Source organism: Pseudomonas oplopanacis (assembly GCF_057128725.1).
The window spans coordinates 47,639-61,803 of record NZ_JBSKHV010000009.1 but is presented as its reverse complement, the minus strand read 5'-3'; the positions used below and the strand labels follow the sequence as shown (position 1 = coordinate 61,803).

14 protein-coding genes and 1 other RNA gene are annotated in these 14,165 nt (G+C 58.4%); 10 read left to right on the top strand and 5 right to left on the bottom strand.

All coding sequences use genetic code 11. The features are described from left to right. Positions 1–21: 21 nt before the first annotated feature. A complete protein-coding gene (fur, locus tag ACWKV5_RS18570; RefSeq protein ID WP_003197684.1) occupies positions 22–426 on the bottom strand; it encodes a ferric iron uptake transcriptional regulator in 405 nt (134 codons plus the stop codon). A 97-nt stretch (positions 427–523) separates the two neighbouring features. Between fur and ACWKV5_RS18565 the strand changes: the two genes are divergently transcribed. Further along, entirely contained in the window at positions 524–1,051 is a 528-nt protein-coding gene (locus tag ACWKV5_RS18565) for an outer membrane protein assembly factor BamE (protein ID WP_483842486.1), read from the top strand. Between the two features lie 60 nt (positions 1,052–1,111). On the opposite strand, the gene ACWKV5_RS18560 is transcribed toward ACWKV5_RS18565, so the two are convergent. Genes ACWKV5_RS18560 through ACWKV5_RS18550 form a run of 3 tightly spaced genes read right to left on the bottom strand, consistent with a single transcriptional unit; the run spans position 1,112 to position 3,264 of the window. After that, complete coding sequence (locus ACWKV5_RS18560; protein WP_483842485.1) at positions 1,112–1,426, bottom strand: RnfH family protein; 315 nt, start codon at positions 1,424–1,426, stop codon at positions 1,112–1,114. Continuing rightward, on the bottom strand, positions 1,419–1,853 hold the full coding sequence (locus ACWKV5_RS18555; RefSeq protein WP_027924446.1) for a type II toxin-antitoxin system RatA family toxin: 435 nt from the start codon (positions 1,851–1,853) through the stop codon (positions 1,419–1,421). Before ACWKV5_RS18555 ends, ACWKV5_RS18560 begins: the two co-directional genes overlap by 8 nt. A 7-nt stretch (positions 1,854–1,860) precedes the next feature. Beyond that, on the bottom strand, positions 1,861–3,264 hold the full coding sequence (locus ACWKV5_RS18550; protein WP_483842484.1) for a sodium-dependent transporter: 1,404 nt from the start codon (positions 3,262–3,264) through the stop codon (positions 1,861–1,863). Between the two features lie 118 nt (positions 3,265–3,382). Between ACWKV5_RS18550 and smpB the strand changes: the two genes are divergently transcribed. Further along, positions 3,383–3,865 carry an SsrA-binding protein SmpB gene (smpB, locus tag ACWKV5_RS18545; RefSeq protein WP_483842604.1) on the top strand — a complete coding sequence of 161 codons (483 nt, stop codon included), beginning with the start codon at positions 3,383–3,385 and terminating at the stop codon, positions 3,863–3,865. 130 nt (positions 3,866–3,995) lie between these two features. Here the strand turns inward: smpB and ACWKV5_RS18540 are convergent, their stop codons facing one another. After that, positions 3,996–4,763 carry a GntR family transcriptional regulator gene (locus ACWKV5_RS18540; RefSeq protein ID WP_027924443.1) on the bottom strand — a complete coding sequence of 256 codons (768 nt, stop codon included), beginning with the start codon at positions 4,761–4,763 and terminating at the stop codon, positions 3,996–3,998. 263 nt (positions 4,764–5,026) lie between these two features. Here ACWKV5_RS18540 and ACWKV5_RS18535 point away from each other — a divergent pair, with 263 nt between their 5' ends. The 8 genes from ACWKV5_RS18535 (at position 5,027) to ssrA (ending at position 14,073) form a co-directional block, all read left to right on the top strand. Beyond that, complete coding sequence (locus ACWKV5_RS18535) at positions 5,027–6,721, top strand: lactate permease LctP family transporter (RefSeq protein WP_483842483.1); 1,695 nt, start codon at positions 5,027–5,029, stop codon at positions 6,719–6,721. A gap of 149 nt (positions 6,722–6,870) precedes the next feature. Continuing rightward, positions 6,871–7,695, top strand: coding sequence for a (Fe-S)-binding protein (locus tag ACWKV5_RS18530; protein ID WP_483842482.1), 825 nt, complete (start codon positions 6,871–6,873; stop codon positions 7,693–7,695). Beyond that, on the top strand, positions 7,692–9,146 hold the full coding sequence (locus ACWKV5_RS18525) for a LutB/LldF family L-lactate oxidation iron-sulfur protein (protein WP_483842481.1): 1,455 nt from the start codon (positions 7,692–7,694) through the stop codon (positions 9,144–9,146). Before ACWKV5_RS18530 ends, ACWKV5_RS18525 begins: the two co-directional genes overlap by 4 nt. Next, complete coding sequence (locus ACWKV5_RS18520; protein WP_483842480.1) at positions 9,146–9,817, top strand: LutC/YkgG family protein; 672 nt, start codon at positions 9,146–9,148, stop codon at positions 9,815–9,817. The genes ACWKV5_RS18525 and ACWKV5_RS18520 overlap by 1 nt, the downstream gene beginning before the upstream one ends. Beyond that, positions 9,814–12,624 (top strand): FAD-binding and (Fe-S)-binding domain-containing protein, encoded by a 2,811-nt coding sequence (locus ACWKV5_RS18515; protein WP_483842479.1) that lies wholly within the window; start codon positions 9,814–9,816, stop codon positions 12,622–12,624. Before ACWKV5_RS18520 ends, ACWKV5_RS18515 begins: the two co-directional genes overlap by 4 nt. Before the next feature lie 197 nt (positions 12,625–12,821). Then, positions 12,822–13,097 carry a hypothetical protein gene (locus ACWKV5_RS18510; RefSeq protein WP_123435237.1) on the top strand — a complete coding sequence of 92 codons (276 nt, stop codon included), beginning with the start codon at positions 12,822–12,824 and terminating at the stop codon, positions 13,095–13,097. 212 nt (positions 13,098–13,309) lie between these two features. Continuing rightward, positions 13,310–13,561 (top strand): hypothetical protein, encoded by a 252-nt coding sequence (locus ACWKV5_RS18505; RefSeq protein WP_027924436.1) that lies wholly within the window; start codon positions 13,310–13,312, stop codon positions 13,559–13,561. Positions 13,562–13,675: 114 nt separating this feature from the next. Next, positions 13,676–14,073, top strand: a transfer-messenger RNA (tmRNA) gene (ssrA, locus tag ACWKV5_RS18500). Positions 14,074–14,165 lie beyond the last annotated feature (92 nt).

Sequence of the window (14,165 nt, the reverse complement as noted above, 5' to 3'; positions counted from 1 at the left end):
TATGAAATTCGCGCGACATGCTTACTTTTTCTTACGTACGTACAGCACCAGATTGTGATCAACCATCTCGAAGCCATACTTGTCGACGATGGCTTTCTGCAGGCGCTCGATTTCTTCGTCGAAGAATTCGATCACTTCGCTGGTTTCGACGTTGACCATATGGTCGTGATGCTTGCCGTCATCCAGTTCGAAGACCGCATGGCCTCCGTCGAAGTTGTGCCGCACCACAAGGCCAGCTGCCTCGAACTGAGTCAGTACACGGTAAACCGTGGCCAGACCGACGTCCTCACCAGCCTCCATCAGTGCCTTGTAAACATCTTCAGCACTCATGTGGCGCTGCTCGGCGGAATCGAGCATTTGCAGAATTTTGACCCGTGGAAGGGTCACTTTGAGGCCGGCTTTGCGTAGTTCGCTATTTTCAACCATGGTCAGCTTTCTCGCGATGCTGCTTCGCAGCTTCTCTTAATGCGGGTATGATCGGCGTTTACGTTGTCCCAGCCAAGATAGTGGAAGTCGCCCACCGATGCAAAACACCAAGCTCTTGCTAACCAGTTTCACCTTTGTGGGACTGCTCGCACTCGCCGGTTGTTCATTCCCCGGGGTTTACAAAATCGACATCCAGCAGGGCAATGTCGTCACGCAGGACATGATAGACCAGTTACGCCCGGGAATGACCCGCAAGCAAGTACGGTTTATCATGGGTAACCCTCTGCTGACCGACACGTTCCATGCCGATCGCTGGGATTATCTGTACAGCCTGCAACCGGGTGGCGGTGAACGCCAACAGGAACGCATTAGCGTTATCTTCAACCCAAATGACCAGCTTGTCAGCCTCTCTGGTGATTTCATGCCAGGCGTGAGCCGCGACGAAGCCATTCTCGGCAAGGACAGCGGCACGCAAGTCGCTGCCCCAGCAGAAAACGTCGAGAAGCCGAAACCGGAAAAACCGGTCAAGCCAGGTTCGTTGCTGGACCAGATCCAGAAGGACGTCGACGGTGTAGAAACCGTTCCAGTCCCGACGCCAACACCGCTGGACACTTCGCCGCAATAATTTGCGACGCAATAAAAAACCCGGAATTTCCGGGTTTTTTATTGTCTGGCGTTTAGTGAATCACTGATTCCGCGCTTTGGCCTCGGCCGCCTTGGCGGCACGCAAGCGACGAACCTCCTTGGGATCCGCCAGCAACGGCCGGTAAATCTCGATGCGATCACCCGCATGAACCGGACGCACCTCTGGGTCGGCAACAATCTTGCCGAATATGCCCACCGGGCAATTGCCCAGATCCAGCTCCGGAAACTGCGCATCCACCGCTGATTGGCGCAACGCCTCGCGCATCGATGTGCCCTCAGGCACAGCGACCGTCAGCAATACCTGACGATCAACCGCGGCGTACACCACTTCGACCTCAATCACCGACTCAACCATGAATCTGCTTGGCGCGCTGACAGAAGGCGTCCACCAGTGTATTGGCCGCTTGATTGAACAACGGCCCCAACGTCGCGCGAACGATGGGTCCGGCATAGTCGAATGACAGGTCCAGGCTGATCTTGCAGGCCTTATCCGTCAGCGGCTTGAACACCCAGATACCGTGCAACTGAGTGAAAGGCCCTTCTTCAAGGTTCATCTCGATCGACTGCCCGGGCACCAACGTGTTTCTGGTGACGAAATGCTGGCTCAAACCACCCTTGGCCACACCCACGCTGGCGCGCATGTGCTCCGGTGAGCTTTCCAGGACTTCGGCTGCCGAGCACCACGGCAGAAACTCGGGATAACGCGCTACGTCGTTGACCAGGTCATACAGCGCCTGCGCCGGGTACGGCAGCAGTGCCGAGCGTTGAATATGCGTCGTCATGTCAGCGTCACTTCCACAGCTGGGCGGCAAACACTACGAGAATGCCGATGGGCGCCACATAGCGCATCAAGAACAGGGACAGGCCAAACAGTATCGGGCTGCGGATCGACAACTCGTCGCGCACCGCTTCACGCCCCATGATCCAGCCTGCAAACACCACGAAACACAAACCACCGAGTGGCAACATGATCCTCGAGGTGAAGAAGTCGATCACACCAAAGAAGTCCAGACCGCCGGCCGCGCCCCATTGGTAGAGGTGGAACATCCCGCCTTCGTTCACGAAAAACTTGGCTTCCTTCCAGATATTGAAGGAAAACACGGTGCCCAGACCCACGAACCAGCAAGTAAACGCCAACCAGAACGTCACCCAGGCGCGGCTGACTTTAGTGCGTTCAACCAGGTACGCGACCATCGGTTCGAGCAACGAAATCGCCGAACTCCAGGCTGCAACCGCAACCAGCACGAAGAACACTACGCCCATCAACTGGCCAAACGCTACGTTACCAAAGGCAAAGGGCAGGCTGACGAACATCAGGCCAGGGCCTTCGCTCGGGTTCAGGCCCGCGGCGAACACAATCGGAAACAATGCCAGACCGGCCACCAGCGAAACAAACGTATCGAGCAGTGCGACGCCAACGACGGTGCCGGAAATCGACGAGTTCTTTGGCATATAAGCGCCGTAGATCATGATCGAACCAACGCCCACGCTCAGCGAGAAGAACGCATGACCCATGGCCGGCAGCAAGCCGTCGAGGACTTTCTCCGGATGGAAGTCGAACATGAAATGCACGCCCTCCATGAAATGCCCGGTGGTCATGCTGTAACCCAACAGCACGATAACCATCACAAACAGCAGCGGCATCATGATCCGCAAGCTGCGCTCAAGCCCGGCGACCACGCCTTTGGCGATCACCACGGCGGACAGCAGCATGAAAATCGTGTGCCAAAGTGTCAGGCGCCACGGGTCGGCGATCACGTTGCCGAAGTACGCACCGACCTGATCAGCCGTCACACCCTGGAAGTCACCACGGCCCATGTCGATGATGTAATCCAGCGACCAGCCGCCGACCACACTATAGAAAGACAGGATCAGCAACGCCGTGATCATCCCGGCGAAAGCGCCCCAGGACCACTTGCCCGAATGCCCCGCCTCCACCGCCAGCACCTTCAAGGCATTGGCCGGACTTTGTCGGGCACGACGGCCGATAAGGGTTTCGGCCAGCATGACCGGCACGCCGATCAGCGCGATACAGGCCAGGAACATCAGCACGAAAGCGCCGCCGCCGTAGACGCCAACCATGTACGGGAATTTCCAGATACTACCCAGGCCCACGGCCGAACCGGTCGCGGCGAGTATGAAGACCCAGCGGCTAGCCCAACTGCCGTGGACAGAAACCTTGTCTGTCGACATCGTTATCACGCCCAAGCGTTCAAAAAAGAGGCCGCATTGTCCGGGATTCAATCAACCTGCTCAAGCACGTAGCGATACCGTAGCCGACTCGCTTGCAACTCCCTATAATGCCGCCCCTATGGCTAAACAGAAGAAACACCCAACAGGGACCATCGCGCAAAACAAAAAGGCGCGACACGATTACTTCATCGAGCATAAGTTCGAGGCTGGTCTGGTCCTGGCCGGCTGGGAAGTAAAAAGTCTGCGGGCAAGCAAGCTGCAACTGGTCGACAGTTACGTGCTGCTCAAGGATGGCGAAGCCTGGCTGCTTGGTAGCCACATCTCGCCGCTGATGACTGCCAGCACGCACGTCATCGCTGATCCGACCCGTACCCGCAAATTGCTGCTCAACCGCCGCGAGCTGGAAAAGCTGGCGACTGCCGTGCAGCAAAAAGGCTATGCCTGCGTGTGCCTGTCCTGGTACTGGAGCAAGCACATGGTCAAGTGCGAGATCGCACTGGGCAAGGGCAAGAAGGAATACGACAAGCGTGATACCGAACGCGAACGCGACGCCGGTCGCGAACTGGCGCGTGCGGTGCGCAACAAGGGCAAGGAAGATTAATTCTCCTGCTGCTTGATACCGCCATCGCGAGCAAGCTCGCTCCCACACTGGATTTGTGATCGACACAAAACTAATGTGGGAGCGAGCCTGCTCGCGAAGACGATCGTACAAACACCGCAAAACTCACTGACTACATCCCCTTGCGCCGCTCCGCCCGAGCCATGCGCTGCACTTCCTGACGCACCTCTTCCAGCACTTCCTGCACATACAAAATATGTCGGCTGGAGACTTCCCGCGCCTGCTCCGCCCGCCCTTCGATAATCGCCATGTACAACTCCCGATGCTGTGTTATCAGCATGTCGCGGGTTTCCGTGCGTTGTTTGTACATGCCGCCAATGTTGGTCACCACGTTGCGCTTGAGCAGGTCGAACAGCCCGCGAATCGTGTGCAGCAACACCGCGTTATGACTGGCCTCAGCAATGGCCAGGTGGAAACTGGCGTCCGCCGCGCCCTCTTCGGCCCGGCTTACGTCGTCATGACGCGAATAACAGTCCTGCAACACTTCAAACGCCGCCGTCAGCCGCTCACGATCCACATCGGTGGCGCGCAAAGCTGCGTAATAAGCGCAAGAGGCTTCGAGGGTGTGACGAAACTCCAGCAGATCGCGCTGCGCCTCGGGGTTGTTTTCCAGCAGATGCAGCAATGGATCGCTGAAGGTCGACCCCAGCGAATCGACGACATAGTTGCCACCGCCCTGACGACTGACCAGCAAACCCTTGGCTGCCAGTTTCTGAATCGCCTCGCGCAACGAAGGGCGTGACACGCCGAACTGCTCGGCCAGTGCACGTTCGGCCGGCAAGCGTTCACCGGACTTCAGCGTGCCTTCAAGGATCATCCCCTCGAGCCGCTCGACAATATCGTCAGACAAACGGCGCTGACGTATCTGATCAAACCCCATAACTCACTTCTCCACGATCCCGACCGCTCGCCGGGCTCTCTATTCTGGCCTATTGGCGCGGCGCCAGCACCTGCCAGGAAGACGCTCGATCAAACCGGTCAATGGCTTCGCATACGGCGTATTCGACAAAAGTTTTAGGGCGGCAAATTGACACACCGCACAGAAGGCTTTTACCCTAGCCAACAGCGATTGTAAATTGGTATTACCAATTAACCAAGAACGCTGCCCAGTGCCTGACCAACAACAATTAGGGGCCACCCCATATGCAAACCTGGCAACAGCTCTATACCCCGCTCGGCAGTCTCGGCGTATCCGCCCTCGCGGCCGTCATCCCTATCGTATTTTTCTTCCTGGCGTTGGCGGTGTTCCGCCTCAAGGGCCATGTGGCCGGCAGCATCACCTTGGCGCTGTCCATTGCCGTGGCGATCTTTGCGTTCCAGATGCCGGTCGACATGGCGTTCGCCGCCGCCGGTTATGGCTTCGCCTACGGTCTGTGGCCCATCGCCTGGATCATCGTGGCGGCTGTGTTCCTCTACAAACTGACGGTCAAGAGTGGCCAGTTCGAAGTGATCCGCAGCTCGGTACTGTCGATCACCGACGACCAGCGCTTGCAGGTGCTGCTGATCGGGTTCTGCTTCGGTGCGTTCCTCGAAGGCGCTGCCGGTTTCGGTGCGCCGGTGGCGATTACCGCCGCCCTGCTCGTCGGCCTGGGCTTCAATCCGCTGTACGCGGCCGGCCTGTGCCTGATCGCCAACACCGCGCCCGTCGCATTCGGCGCCTTGGGGATTCCGATCATCGTGGCCGGGCAAGTCACCGGCATCGACGCGTTCAAGATCGGCGCCATGACCGGTCGCCAGTTGCCGCTGCTGTCGCTGTTCGTGCCGTTCTGGCTGGTGTACATGATGGACGGCATGCGCGGCGTGAAAGAAACCTGGCCTGCTGCGCTGGTGGCCGGTTTGAGCTTCGCCATTACTCAATACTTCACGTCCAACTTCATTGGCCCGGAACTGCCGGACATCACCTCGGCCTTGGTCAGCCTGATTTCCCTGACCCTGTTCCTGAAAATCTGGCAGCCGAAACGCGCCGCCGGCCAACACATTGCCGGCGCCGTCTCGGCGTCCGTGGTGACCGCCAGCGTCGGTGGTTTCGGTCAGAAACGCACCACCGTCGCATCGCCTTACAGCCTCCTGGAAATCTTCAAAGCCTGGTCGCCGTTCCTGATCCTCACCGTACTCGTCACCATCTGGACCCTGAAACCGTTCAAGGCGATGTTCGCGGCTGGCGGATCGATGTACAGCTGGGTGTTCAACTTCGCCATTCCGCACCTGGATCAAATGGTGATCAAGGTGGCACCGATCGTGGCGGCCCCGACGGCCATCCCGGCAGTGTTCAAGCTCGACCCGATTTCCGCGACCGGCACGGCGATTTTCTTCTCTGCGCTGATCTCGATGCTGGTGCTGAAGATCAACTTCAAAACTGGTCTGACCACTTTTAAAGAAACCTTCTACGAACTGCGCTGGCCGATCCTGTCCATCGGCATGGTGCTGGCGTTCGCCTTCGTCACCAACTACTCCGGCATGTCGTCGACCATGGCGCTGGTGCTGGCGGCAACGGGTGCAGCGTTCCCGTTCTTCTCGCCGTTCCTCGGCTGGCTGGGCGTGTTCCTGACCGGTTCCGACACCTCGTCCAACGCCCTGTTCAGCTCGTTGCAAGCGACCACCGCGCACCAGATCGGTGTCAGCGATGTATTGCTGGTGGCGGCAAATACCAGCGGCGGCGTGACCGGCAAGATGATCTCGCCACAATCGATCGCCGTGGCCTGCGCCGCGACCGGTCTGGTGGGCAAGGAATCGGATCTGTTCCGCTTCACCCTCAAGCACAGCCTATTCTTTGCAACGATAGTCGGCTTGATCACCTTGGCTCAGGCCTATTGGTTCACCGGCATGCTGGTGCACTAAGTACTACAGGTTAAAACGCAAAAACCGACGCCGGACCACGATTCCGGCGTCAGCAATTCACAACCCGGTCTGCAAGGCTGCTGAAAGCTTCCCGCTCTATATTCAGCAGCCTCAGCGGACGGATAACCGGGACCACCCGGAGACGCCTGATGAGCGAGCTTTTTTACAACGCCGTGCCGAACGCGACCCGCGTCGCTCCGCCACTGCCCGAGCCTCGGCAATACCCCAGCGAGAAACCGTCACGGGTGTACCTGTTTGGAACTTGCGTGGTGGATTTGTTCTACCCGGAAGCCGGGATGGACGCGATCCACTTGCTGGAGCGCGAAGGCATTCGTGTCGAGTACCCGCAAGGGCAAAGCTGCTGCGGACAACCGGCCTACACCTCGGGTTACACCGAGCAGGCAAGGACCGTGGCGCGCTCGCAACTGGCGCTGTTCGCCGGGGATTATCCGGTGGTGGTGCCGTCGGGATCGTGTGCCGGGATGTTGCGCGAACACTACGCCGACTTGTTCAAGGACGAGCCGGACACGTTGAAGCAAGTCCAGGCGCTCGCCGCCCGGACGTATGAACTGGCCGAGTTCCTGCTGTTTGTCTGCAAGGTGCAGCTCAAGGACAGCGGCGAGCCGGTCAAAGTGGCGTTGCACACGTCGTGCTCGGCACGCCGTGAAATGAACACCCACCTGCACGGTCGCGAGTTGTTGGCGCAATTGAGCAACGTGGAACGGGTCAATCACGACCACGAAAGTGAATGTTGTGGCTTTGGCGGGACGTTCAGCGTCCGTATGCCAGACATTTCCGGTGCAATGGTGGCGGACAAGACCCGGTCGTTGAAGGAATCCGGCGCGCACAAGGTACTCAGTGCCGACTGCGGTTGCCTGATGAACATCAACGGCTCGCTGGAGAAACAGCAGCAAGCGTTGCGCGGCCAACACCTGGCCAGTTTCCTCTGGCAACGAACCGGAGGTGCCCGATGAGCACTTCCACGATTATTCCGACGGTCAGCGTCGAAGAAGATTTTCGCGCCCGGGCTCACAAGGCTTTGGACGACAAGCAATTGCGAAACAACTTTCGCACTGCGATGGATTCACTGATGACAAAACGGGCAGCGTCCTTCAGCGATGCCCACGAAAGAGAACATCTGCGATCGCTGGGCAATGCTGTCCGCGCCCGCGCGTTATCCAAGTTGCCCGACCTGCTCGAGCAACTTGAACAGAACCTGACCCGCAACGGTGTGACAGTGCACTGGGCGGAAACGGTGGACGAGGCCAATGGCATCGTCCTCTCGATCATCCGCGCTCACGAGGGGCGGCAAGTGATCAAGGGCAAATCGATGGTCAGCGAAGAGATGGAGATGAATCATTTCCTCGCTGATCAGGGCATTGAATGCCTGGAATCGGACATGGGCGAGTACATCGTCCAGCTCGACCATGAGAAGCCTTCACACATTATTATGCCGGCGATCCACAAGAATGCCGGTCAGGTCGCGTCCTTGTTCCACGACAAACTTGGCGTGGAATACACCAAGGACGTTGACCAACTCATTCAGATCGGTCGCAGAGTCTTGCGGCAGAAATTCTTCGAAGCGGACATCGGCGTCTCCGGTGTCAACTTCGCCGTGGCCGAAACCGGCACCCTGCTGCTGGTGGAAAACGAAGGCAACGGGCGCATGACCACGTCGGTGCCACCGGTGCATATCGCCGTGACCGGCATCGAAAAAGTCGTGGAAAACCTGCGCGACGTGGTGCCGCTGCTGTCACTGCTGACCCGCTCGGCGCTGGGCATTCCGATCACCACTTACGTCAACATGATCTCCGGGCCGCGCAAGGAGCATGAGCTCGACGGTCCTCAGGAAGTGCACCTGGTCTTGCTCGACAACGGTCGCAGCCAGGCGTTTGCCGACAGCGAACTGCGCCAGACCCTGAACTGCATCCGCTGCGGCGCCTGTATGAATCATTGCCCCGTCTACACACGAATCGGCGGCCACGCCTATGGGGAGGTTTACCCTGGGCCTATCGGAAAAATCATCACGCCGCACATGGTCGGCCTGGCGAAAGTCCCGGACCACCCCAGCGCTTCATCACTTTGCGGTGCGTGCGGCGAAGTCTGCCCGGTAAAAATTCCCATCCCTGCATTGCTGCGTCGCCTACGGGAAGAGAACGTCAAAGCCCCGGACAGTCCGAATCAAGTCATGCGCGGCCAAGGCAGCAAGTATTCGCGCAAGGAACGGTTCATCTGGAACGCCTGGGCCAGGCTCAACAGTTCGCCGACGTTGTATCGGCTGTTCGGTTTCTTCGCCACTCGCCTGCGCGCGCTCACGCCGAACAACATCGGCCCGTGGACGCAGAACCACAGCGCACCCAAACCCGCCGCCCGCTCACTGCACGACATGGCCCGCGAGCATTTGGCCAAACAGGGAGACCGTTGATGAGCGCCAAGCAAAACATCCTCGCCAAGTTACGGAAAAGTCTGACCGGCACTACGCCTGTGCCTGACGAGTTCGACGTCGAACTGGTGACAGCGCCTTACACCTACACCGCCGAACAACGCATCCCGCAGCTGCGCAAATTAATGGAAGCGGTGCACACCGAAATCCACCTGACGTCGGGTGAAGGTTGGCCTTCATTACTGGCGCAGTTGTTAAAGGATCGTCAGTTGCCCAGCCTGTTGATCGCGCCGACTACGCCTCACGGTCAACACATCACTCAGCACTGGGCGAAAAATCCGGGGCTGCCGACACTCAAGGCCTACGAGCGCCCGATTGAAGAATGGAAAGCCGAGTTGTTTAATGAGACTCCGGCCAGCCTCACCGGCACCCTTGGCGCAATCGCCGCCACCGGCAGCCTGATTCTCTGGCCGACGCGCGAAGAGCCGCGCCTGATGAGCCTGGTGCCACCGGTGCATTTCGCCCTGCTCAAGGCCAGTGAAATCCGCGACAACTTCTATCAGGTCCAGCAGGAATTCAACTGGGCCCAAGGCATGCCGACCAACGCCTTGCTGGTGTCCGGTCCGTCGAAAACCGCCGACATTGAACAGATCCTGGCCTACGGCGCGCACGGTCCGAAAGACCTGGTGGTGTTGATCCTGGAGGACCAATGAGTCTACCGGCGGCTTTCCTGAGAGATGCACAGCAACTGATCCCCCCAGAGCGACGTTTCGACGACCCGCTGTCGACATTGGCCTTCGGCACTGACGCCAGTTTCTATCGGCTGATTCCGCAACTGGTGATTCGCGTCGAGTCGGAAGATGAAGTGGTGGCGCTGCTCAAACTGGCGCAACGGGATCAGGTCCCGGTGACCTTCCGCGCCGCCGGCACCAGCCTGTCTGGCCAGGCCATCAGCGATTCGGTGCTGATCGTGTTGGGGGATAACTGGAACGGTCGCGAGATCCGCGGCCAAGGTACGCAAATCCGCCTGCAACCGGGCGTGATCGGCGCACAGGCCAACGCCTGGCTGGCACCGTTCGGACGCAAGATCGGCCCGGACCCGGCGTCAATCAACGCCTGCAAAATCGGTGGGATCGTCGCCAACAACGCCAGCGGCATGTGTTGCGGCACGGCGCAAAACACCTATCACACGCTGGCCGGCATTCGGCTGGTGCTGGCCGATGGCAGCCGCCTCGATACCGAAGACGCGGCCAGCGTGGCAGCGTTTCGACAAAGCCACGCCCCGCTGCTTGAACGTCTGGCCACGCTGGGCCGCGAAACGCGCACCAATGCCGAACTGGCTGCGCGAATTCGCCACAAATACCGTCTGAAAAATACCACCGGCCTGTCACTCAATGCCCTGGTCGATTTCGACGAGCCTGTGGATATCTTGAGCCACTTGCTGGTGGGCTCCGAAGGCACCCTCGGCTTTATCAGCGCGGTGACCTACGACACGGTGATCGATCACCCGAACAAAGCCTCGGCGCTGATCGTGTTTCCGGACGTGGAAACCTGCTGCAACGCCGTGACCGTGCTGAAAAGCCAACCGGTATCGGCCGTGGAACTGCTGGACCGGCGCAGCCTGCGTTCGGTGCAGGACAAACCCGGCATGCCCGCTTTCGTACAACAGCTGTCGAACAATGCCTGCGCGCTGCTGATCGAATCCCGCGCCGCATCGTCCACTTTGCTGCAAGAACAACTGGCGCAAATCATGGCGTCGTTGACCTCGTTCCCGGTGGAAAAACAGATCGACTTCACCGAAGACCCGGTGGAAAACGCCCGTCTCTGGGCGATCCGCAAGGACACCTTCCCCGCCGTCGGCGCCGTGCGTAAAACCGGCACCACGGTGATCATCGAAGACGTGACCTTCCCGGTGGAACAACTGGCCATCGGCGTAAACCGCCTGATCGAGTTGTTCGACAAACATCACTACGACGAAGCGATCCTTTTCGGACACGCGCTGGAAGGCAATCTGCACTTCGTCTTCACCCAAGGCTTCAACAACCCGGAAGAAGTCGCACGCTATCAAGCGTTCATGGACGACGTGGCGCAGTTAGTGGCGGTGGAATTCGGCGGCTCGCTGAAGGCCGAACACGGCACCGGGCGCAACATGGCGCCCTTCGTCGAGCTGGAATGGGGCAGCGATGCCTACCAGTTGATGTGGCAGCTCAAACGCCTGCTCGACCCCAACGGCATTCTCAACCCGGACGTGGTGCTCAGCGAGGATCCGCAGATCCATCTCAAGCATTTGAAACCATTGCCGGCCGCCGATGAGATTGTGGACAAGTGCATCGAGTGCGGTTTCTGCGAGCCGGTGTGCCCCTCGAAAGGCCTGACCCTGAGTCCGCGCCAGCGCATTGTGATCTGGCGGGATATTCAGGCGAAAAAACGCGCAGGCGTTGATACAACAGAACTCGAAGCCGCTTACGAATATCAAGGCATCGACACCTGCGCCGCCACCGGCCTTTGCGCGCAACGCTGCCCTGTCGGCATCAATACCGGCGAACTGGTGAAAAAGCTCCGCAGCCGCCATGCAACCCGTACGAAAACTGCCAACTGGCTCGAAGGCAATTTCGCCACGGCGCTGCAAGGTGCACGTTTCACCCTGCACGTCGCCAATGGCGCACGGATGCTGCTGGGAGCGCCACGCCTGGCGAAGCTGTCCGCGACGTTGACCAAGTTGTCCAAAGGGCAAGTCCCGCAATGGACCAGCGCCATGCCGCAACCGGAAAAAGCCATTCGCTTCAGCCCGACTGTGTCGGACGAACGCCCTCGGGTGGTGTACCTCGCGGCGTGTGTGTCGCGGGTGATGGGCCCGGCGGCGGGTGATAAAGAGCAGATGTCGCTGTACGACAAAACCCGTGGCTTGTTGGAAAAGGCCGGTTATCAAGTGGTCTTCCCGGACAATCTGGACAACCTCTGCTGCGGCCAGCCATTCGCCTCAAAAGGCTACGCCGAACAGGCCGAACACAAACGCCAGGAACTGATCGGCGCGTTGCTGCACGCCAGTCGCGGCGGGCTCGACCCGATTTACTGCGACACCAGTCCCTGCACATTACGGCTGGTTCAGGATCTGAGCGACGTTCGACTGGACCTGTACGACCCGGTGCGTTTCATCCGTACGCATTTGATGGACCGCTTGGATTTCACACCGCAGGAAGCACCGATTGCGGTACACGTCACGTGCAGCACCCAGCACCTGGGCGAGAGTCAGGCGTTGATTGATCTGGCGCGCAAGTGCAGCAAAACCGTGGTCATTCCTGAAGGGATTCACTGCTGCGGGTTTGCCGGCGACAAGGGTTTCACCACGCCGGAACTGAACGCTCATTCGTTAAGAACGCTCAAGGACGCGGTGCAACAGTGCAGCGAGGGGATTTCCACCAGCCGCACCTGTGAGATCGGGCTGTCACAACATGGCGGCATTGATTACCACGGGCTAGTCTATCTGGTGGACCGCGTTACCCAGGCTAGGGCGAGCTGAGCAGGACCTCAAGGAAGGCGCATTCAGGCGTCTTTTCTAGTGTTTCTTGCCAGAACCGACAGCAGTACCGCAAAAAATTTAGAACCCTGACGTGCCGCCGCAGTCCACTAATTAAGTCCTGCAAACGTGGGACCTTCCCAACATCGGCAGCCCGTCCTGATGGTCAGAATGACTGACATCAGTTCAAGGAGATACACATGAAACGTTCTGTACTGTTTGGTCTGTTCGTTACTGCCTCACTGCTGGCTTCCCCCTCGTTTGCCGCCGAAAAGGATCAATGCGCGGTCAATCTGCAAACCATCGAAGACGCCCAGGCACAGATTCCTGCGGAGTTGTCTGACCAGGTAGCGGACTCCGTCAAGCAAGCCAAAGCGGACCATGCACTAGGGACCAAAAAAGGTACTGACGATTGCATTGGCGAGACCAACGAAACCATCAAGATGATCAAGGATGCGAACAAAGGCGGGAAGTAACCTGGCCGGTTCCATTCAATACGAAGCAAACCAAAACCCGCCAGTTGCGGGTTTTGGTGCATTTGGGGGTTGGTCATTCCTTTTTATTGCCATTGCTTCCATCAGTCCGTTTTTTCATTACTTTTTTTGCGCAAACCGAATTCCTGTGCCGTGCCGTAGTCTTTTAGATAAGCCCATCAATCGTGGCTGACTATCAGTTCGAGGAGATACCCATGAAACGTACCGCACTCGCTGGTCTGTTCATTTGCGCTGCAATGTTGGCCTCTCCTGTATTTGCTGCGGACAACAACCTGTGTACGAGCAAGCTGCAAGAGCTCGAGGCCAAGGTGAATTCGCTGCCAGCGACCGCCACCAATGCGCCGGAAATCAAAAGACTGCTGGCCAGCGCAAAAGCTTCACAGGCCGCCAAAGATGACAAAAAATGCGCCACCGAGGCCAGCCAGGCATTGGCGATGGCAAATTGAACAACGAACGAACCCGTGATCAATTGAGGCCAACCTTGCGGGTGGCCTTCTGAGACGTGTTGGCGTACACTGCGCAGGCCTGTTGCTCACTTTGATTCACCGAGCATCAGGCTCGGGGCCGTTTAGGATTCGACGCCGGTTGCGAAACTTTAGGTGCATGCCGAGTTGGTAACAGAACTCGTAAATCCACTGTTGCAACTACTTATAGTTGCCAATGACGAAACCTACGGCCAGGAATTCTCTCTCGCTGCGTAAGCAGCTTTAGATCCTGAGCTTCTGGTACCTTCGGGTCCAGCAATCACCAGGGGATGTCTGTAAACCCAAAGTGATTGTCATATAGAACAGAATCGCCGTGCAGTACGTTGTGGACGAAGCGGCTAAAACTTACACAACTCGCCCAAAGCACCCTGCCCTTCGGGTCGCTGAGGGTTAACTTAATAGAAACGGCTACGCATGTAGTACCGACAGCGGAGTACTGGCGGACGGGGGTTCAAATCCCCCCGGCTCCACCACTTCATCATCTAAAGACGTCCACGGACGTCTTTTTTTGTGCCTGAAATCCAGTAAATACAGGGGCTTCAGCGCTTATGGGAGCTTTGGAGAA

Bases quoted from the DNA above. Each gene is read 5' to 3' on its own strand.
- fur (WP_003197684.1), bottom strand. From the start codon at position 426: ATGGTTGAAAATAGCGAACTACGCAAAGCCGGCCTCAAAGTGACCCTT.
- ACWKV5_RS18565 (WP_483842486.1), top strand. From the start codon at position 524: ATGCAAAACACCAAGCTCTTGCTAACCAGTTTCACCTTTGTGGGACTG.
- ACWKV5_RS18560 (WP_483842485.1), bottom strand. From the start codon at position 1,426: ATGGTTGAGTCGGTGATTGAGGTCGAAGTGGTGTACGCCGCGGTTGAT.
- ACWKV5_RS18555 (WP_027924446.1), bottom strand. From the start codon at position 1,853: ATGACGACGCATATTCAACGCTCGGCACTGCTGCCGTACCCGGCGCAG.
- ACWKV5_RS18550 (WP_483842484.1), bottom strand. From the start codon at position 3,264: ATGTCGACAGACAAGGTTTCTGTCCACGGCAGTTGGGCTAGCCGCTGG.
- smpB (WP_483842604.1), top strand. From the start codon at position 3,383: ATGGCTAAACAGAAGAAACACCCAACAGGGACCATCGCGCAAAACAAA.
- ACWKV5_RS18540 (WP_027924443.1), bottom strand. From the start codon at position 4,763: ATGGGGTTTGATCAGATACGTCAGCGCCGTTTGTCTGACGATATTGTC.
- ACWKV5_RS18535 (WP_483842483.1), top strand. From the start codon at position 5,027: ATGCAAACCTGGCAACAGCTCTATACCCCGCTCGGCAGTCTCGGCGTA.
- ACWKV5_RS18530 (WP_483842482.1), top strand. From the start codon at position 6,871: ATGAGCGAGCTTTTTTACAACGCCGTGCCGAACGCGACCCGCGTCGCT.
- ACWKV5_RS18525 (WP_483842481.1), top strand. From the start codon at position 7,692: ATGAGCACTTCCACGATTATTCCGACGGTCAGCGTCGAAGAAGATTTT.
- ACWKV5_RS18520 (WP_483842480.1), top strand. From the start codon at position 9,146: ATGAGCGCCAAGCAAAACATCCTCGCCAAGTTACGGAAAAGTCTGACC.
- ACWKV5_RS18515 (WP_483842479.1), top strand. From the start codon at position 9,814: ATGAGTCTACCGGCGGCTTTCCTGAGAGATGCACAGCAACTGATCCCC.
- ACWKV5_RS18510 (WP_123435237.1), top strand. From the start codon at position 12,822: ATGAAACGTTCTGTACTGTTTGGTCTGTTCGTTACTGCCTCACTGCTG.
- ACWKV5_RS18505 (WP_027924436.1), top strand. From the start codon at position 13,310: ATGAAACGTACCGCACTCGCTGGTCTGTTCATTTGCGCTGCAATGTTG.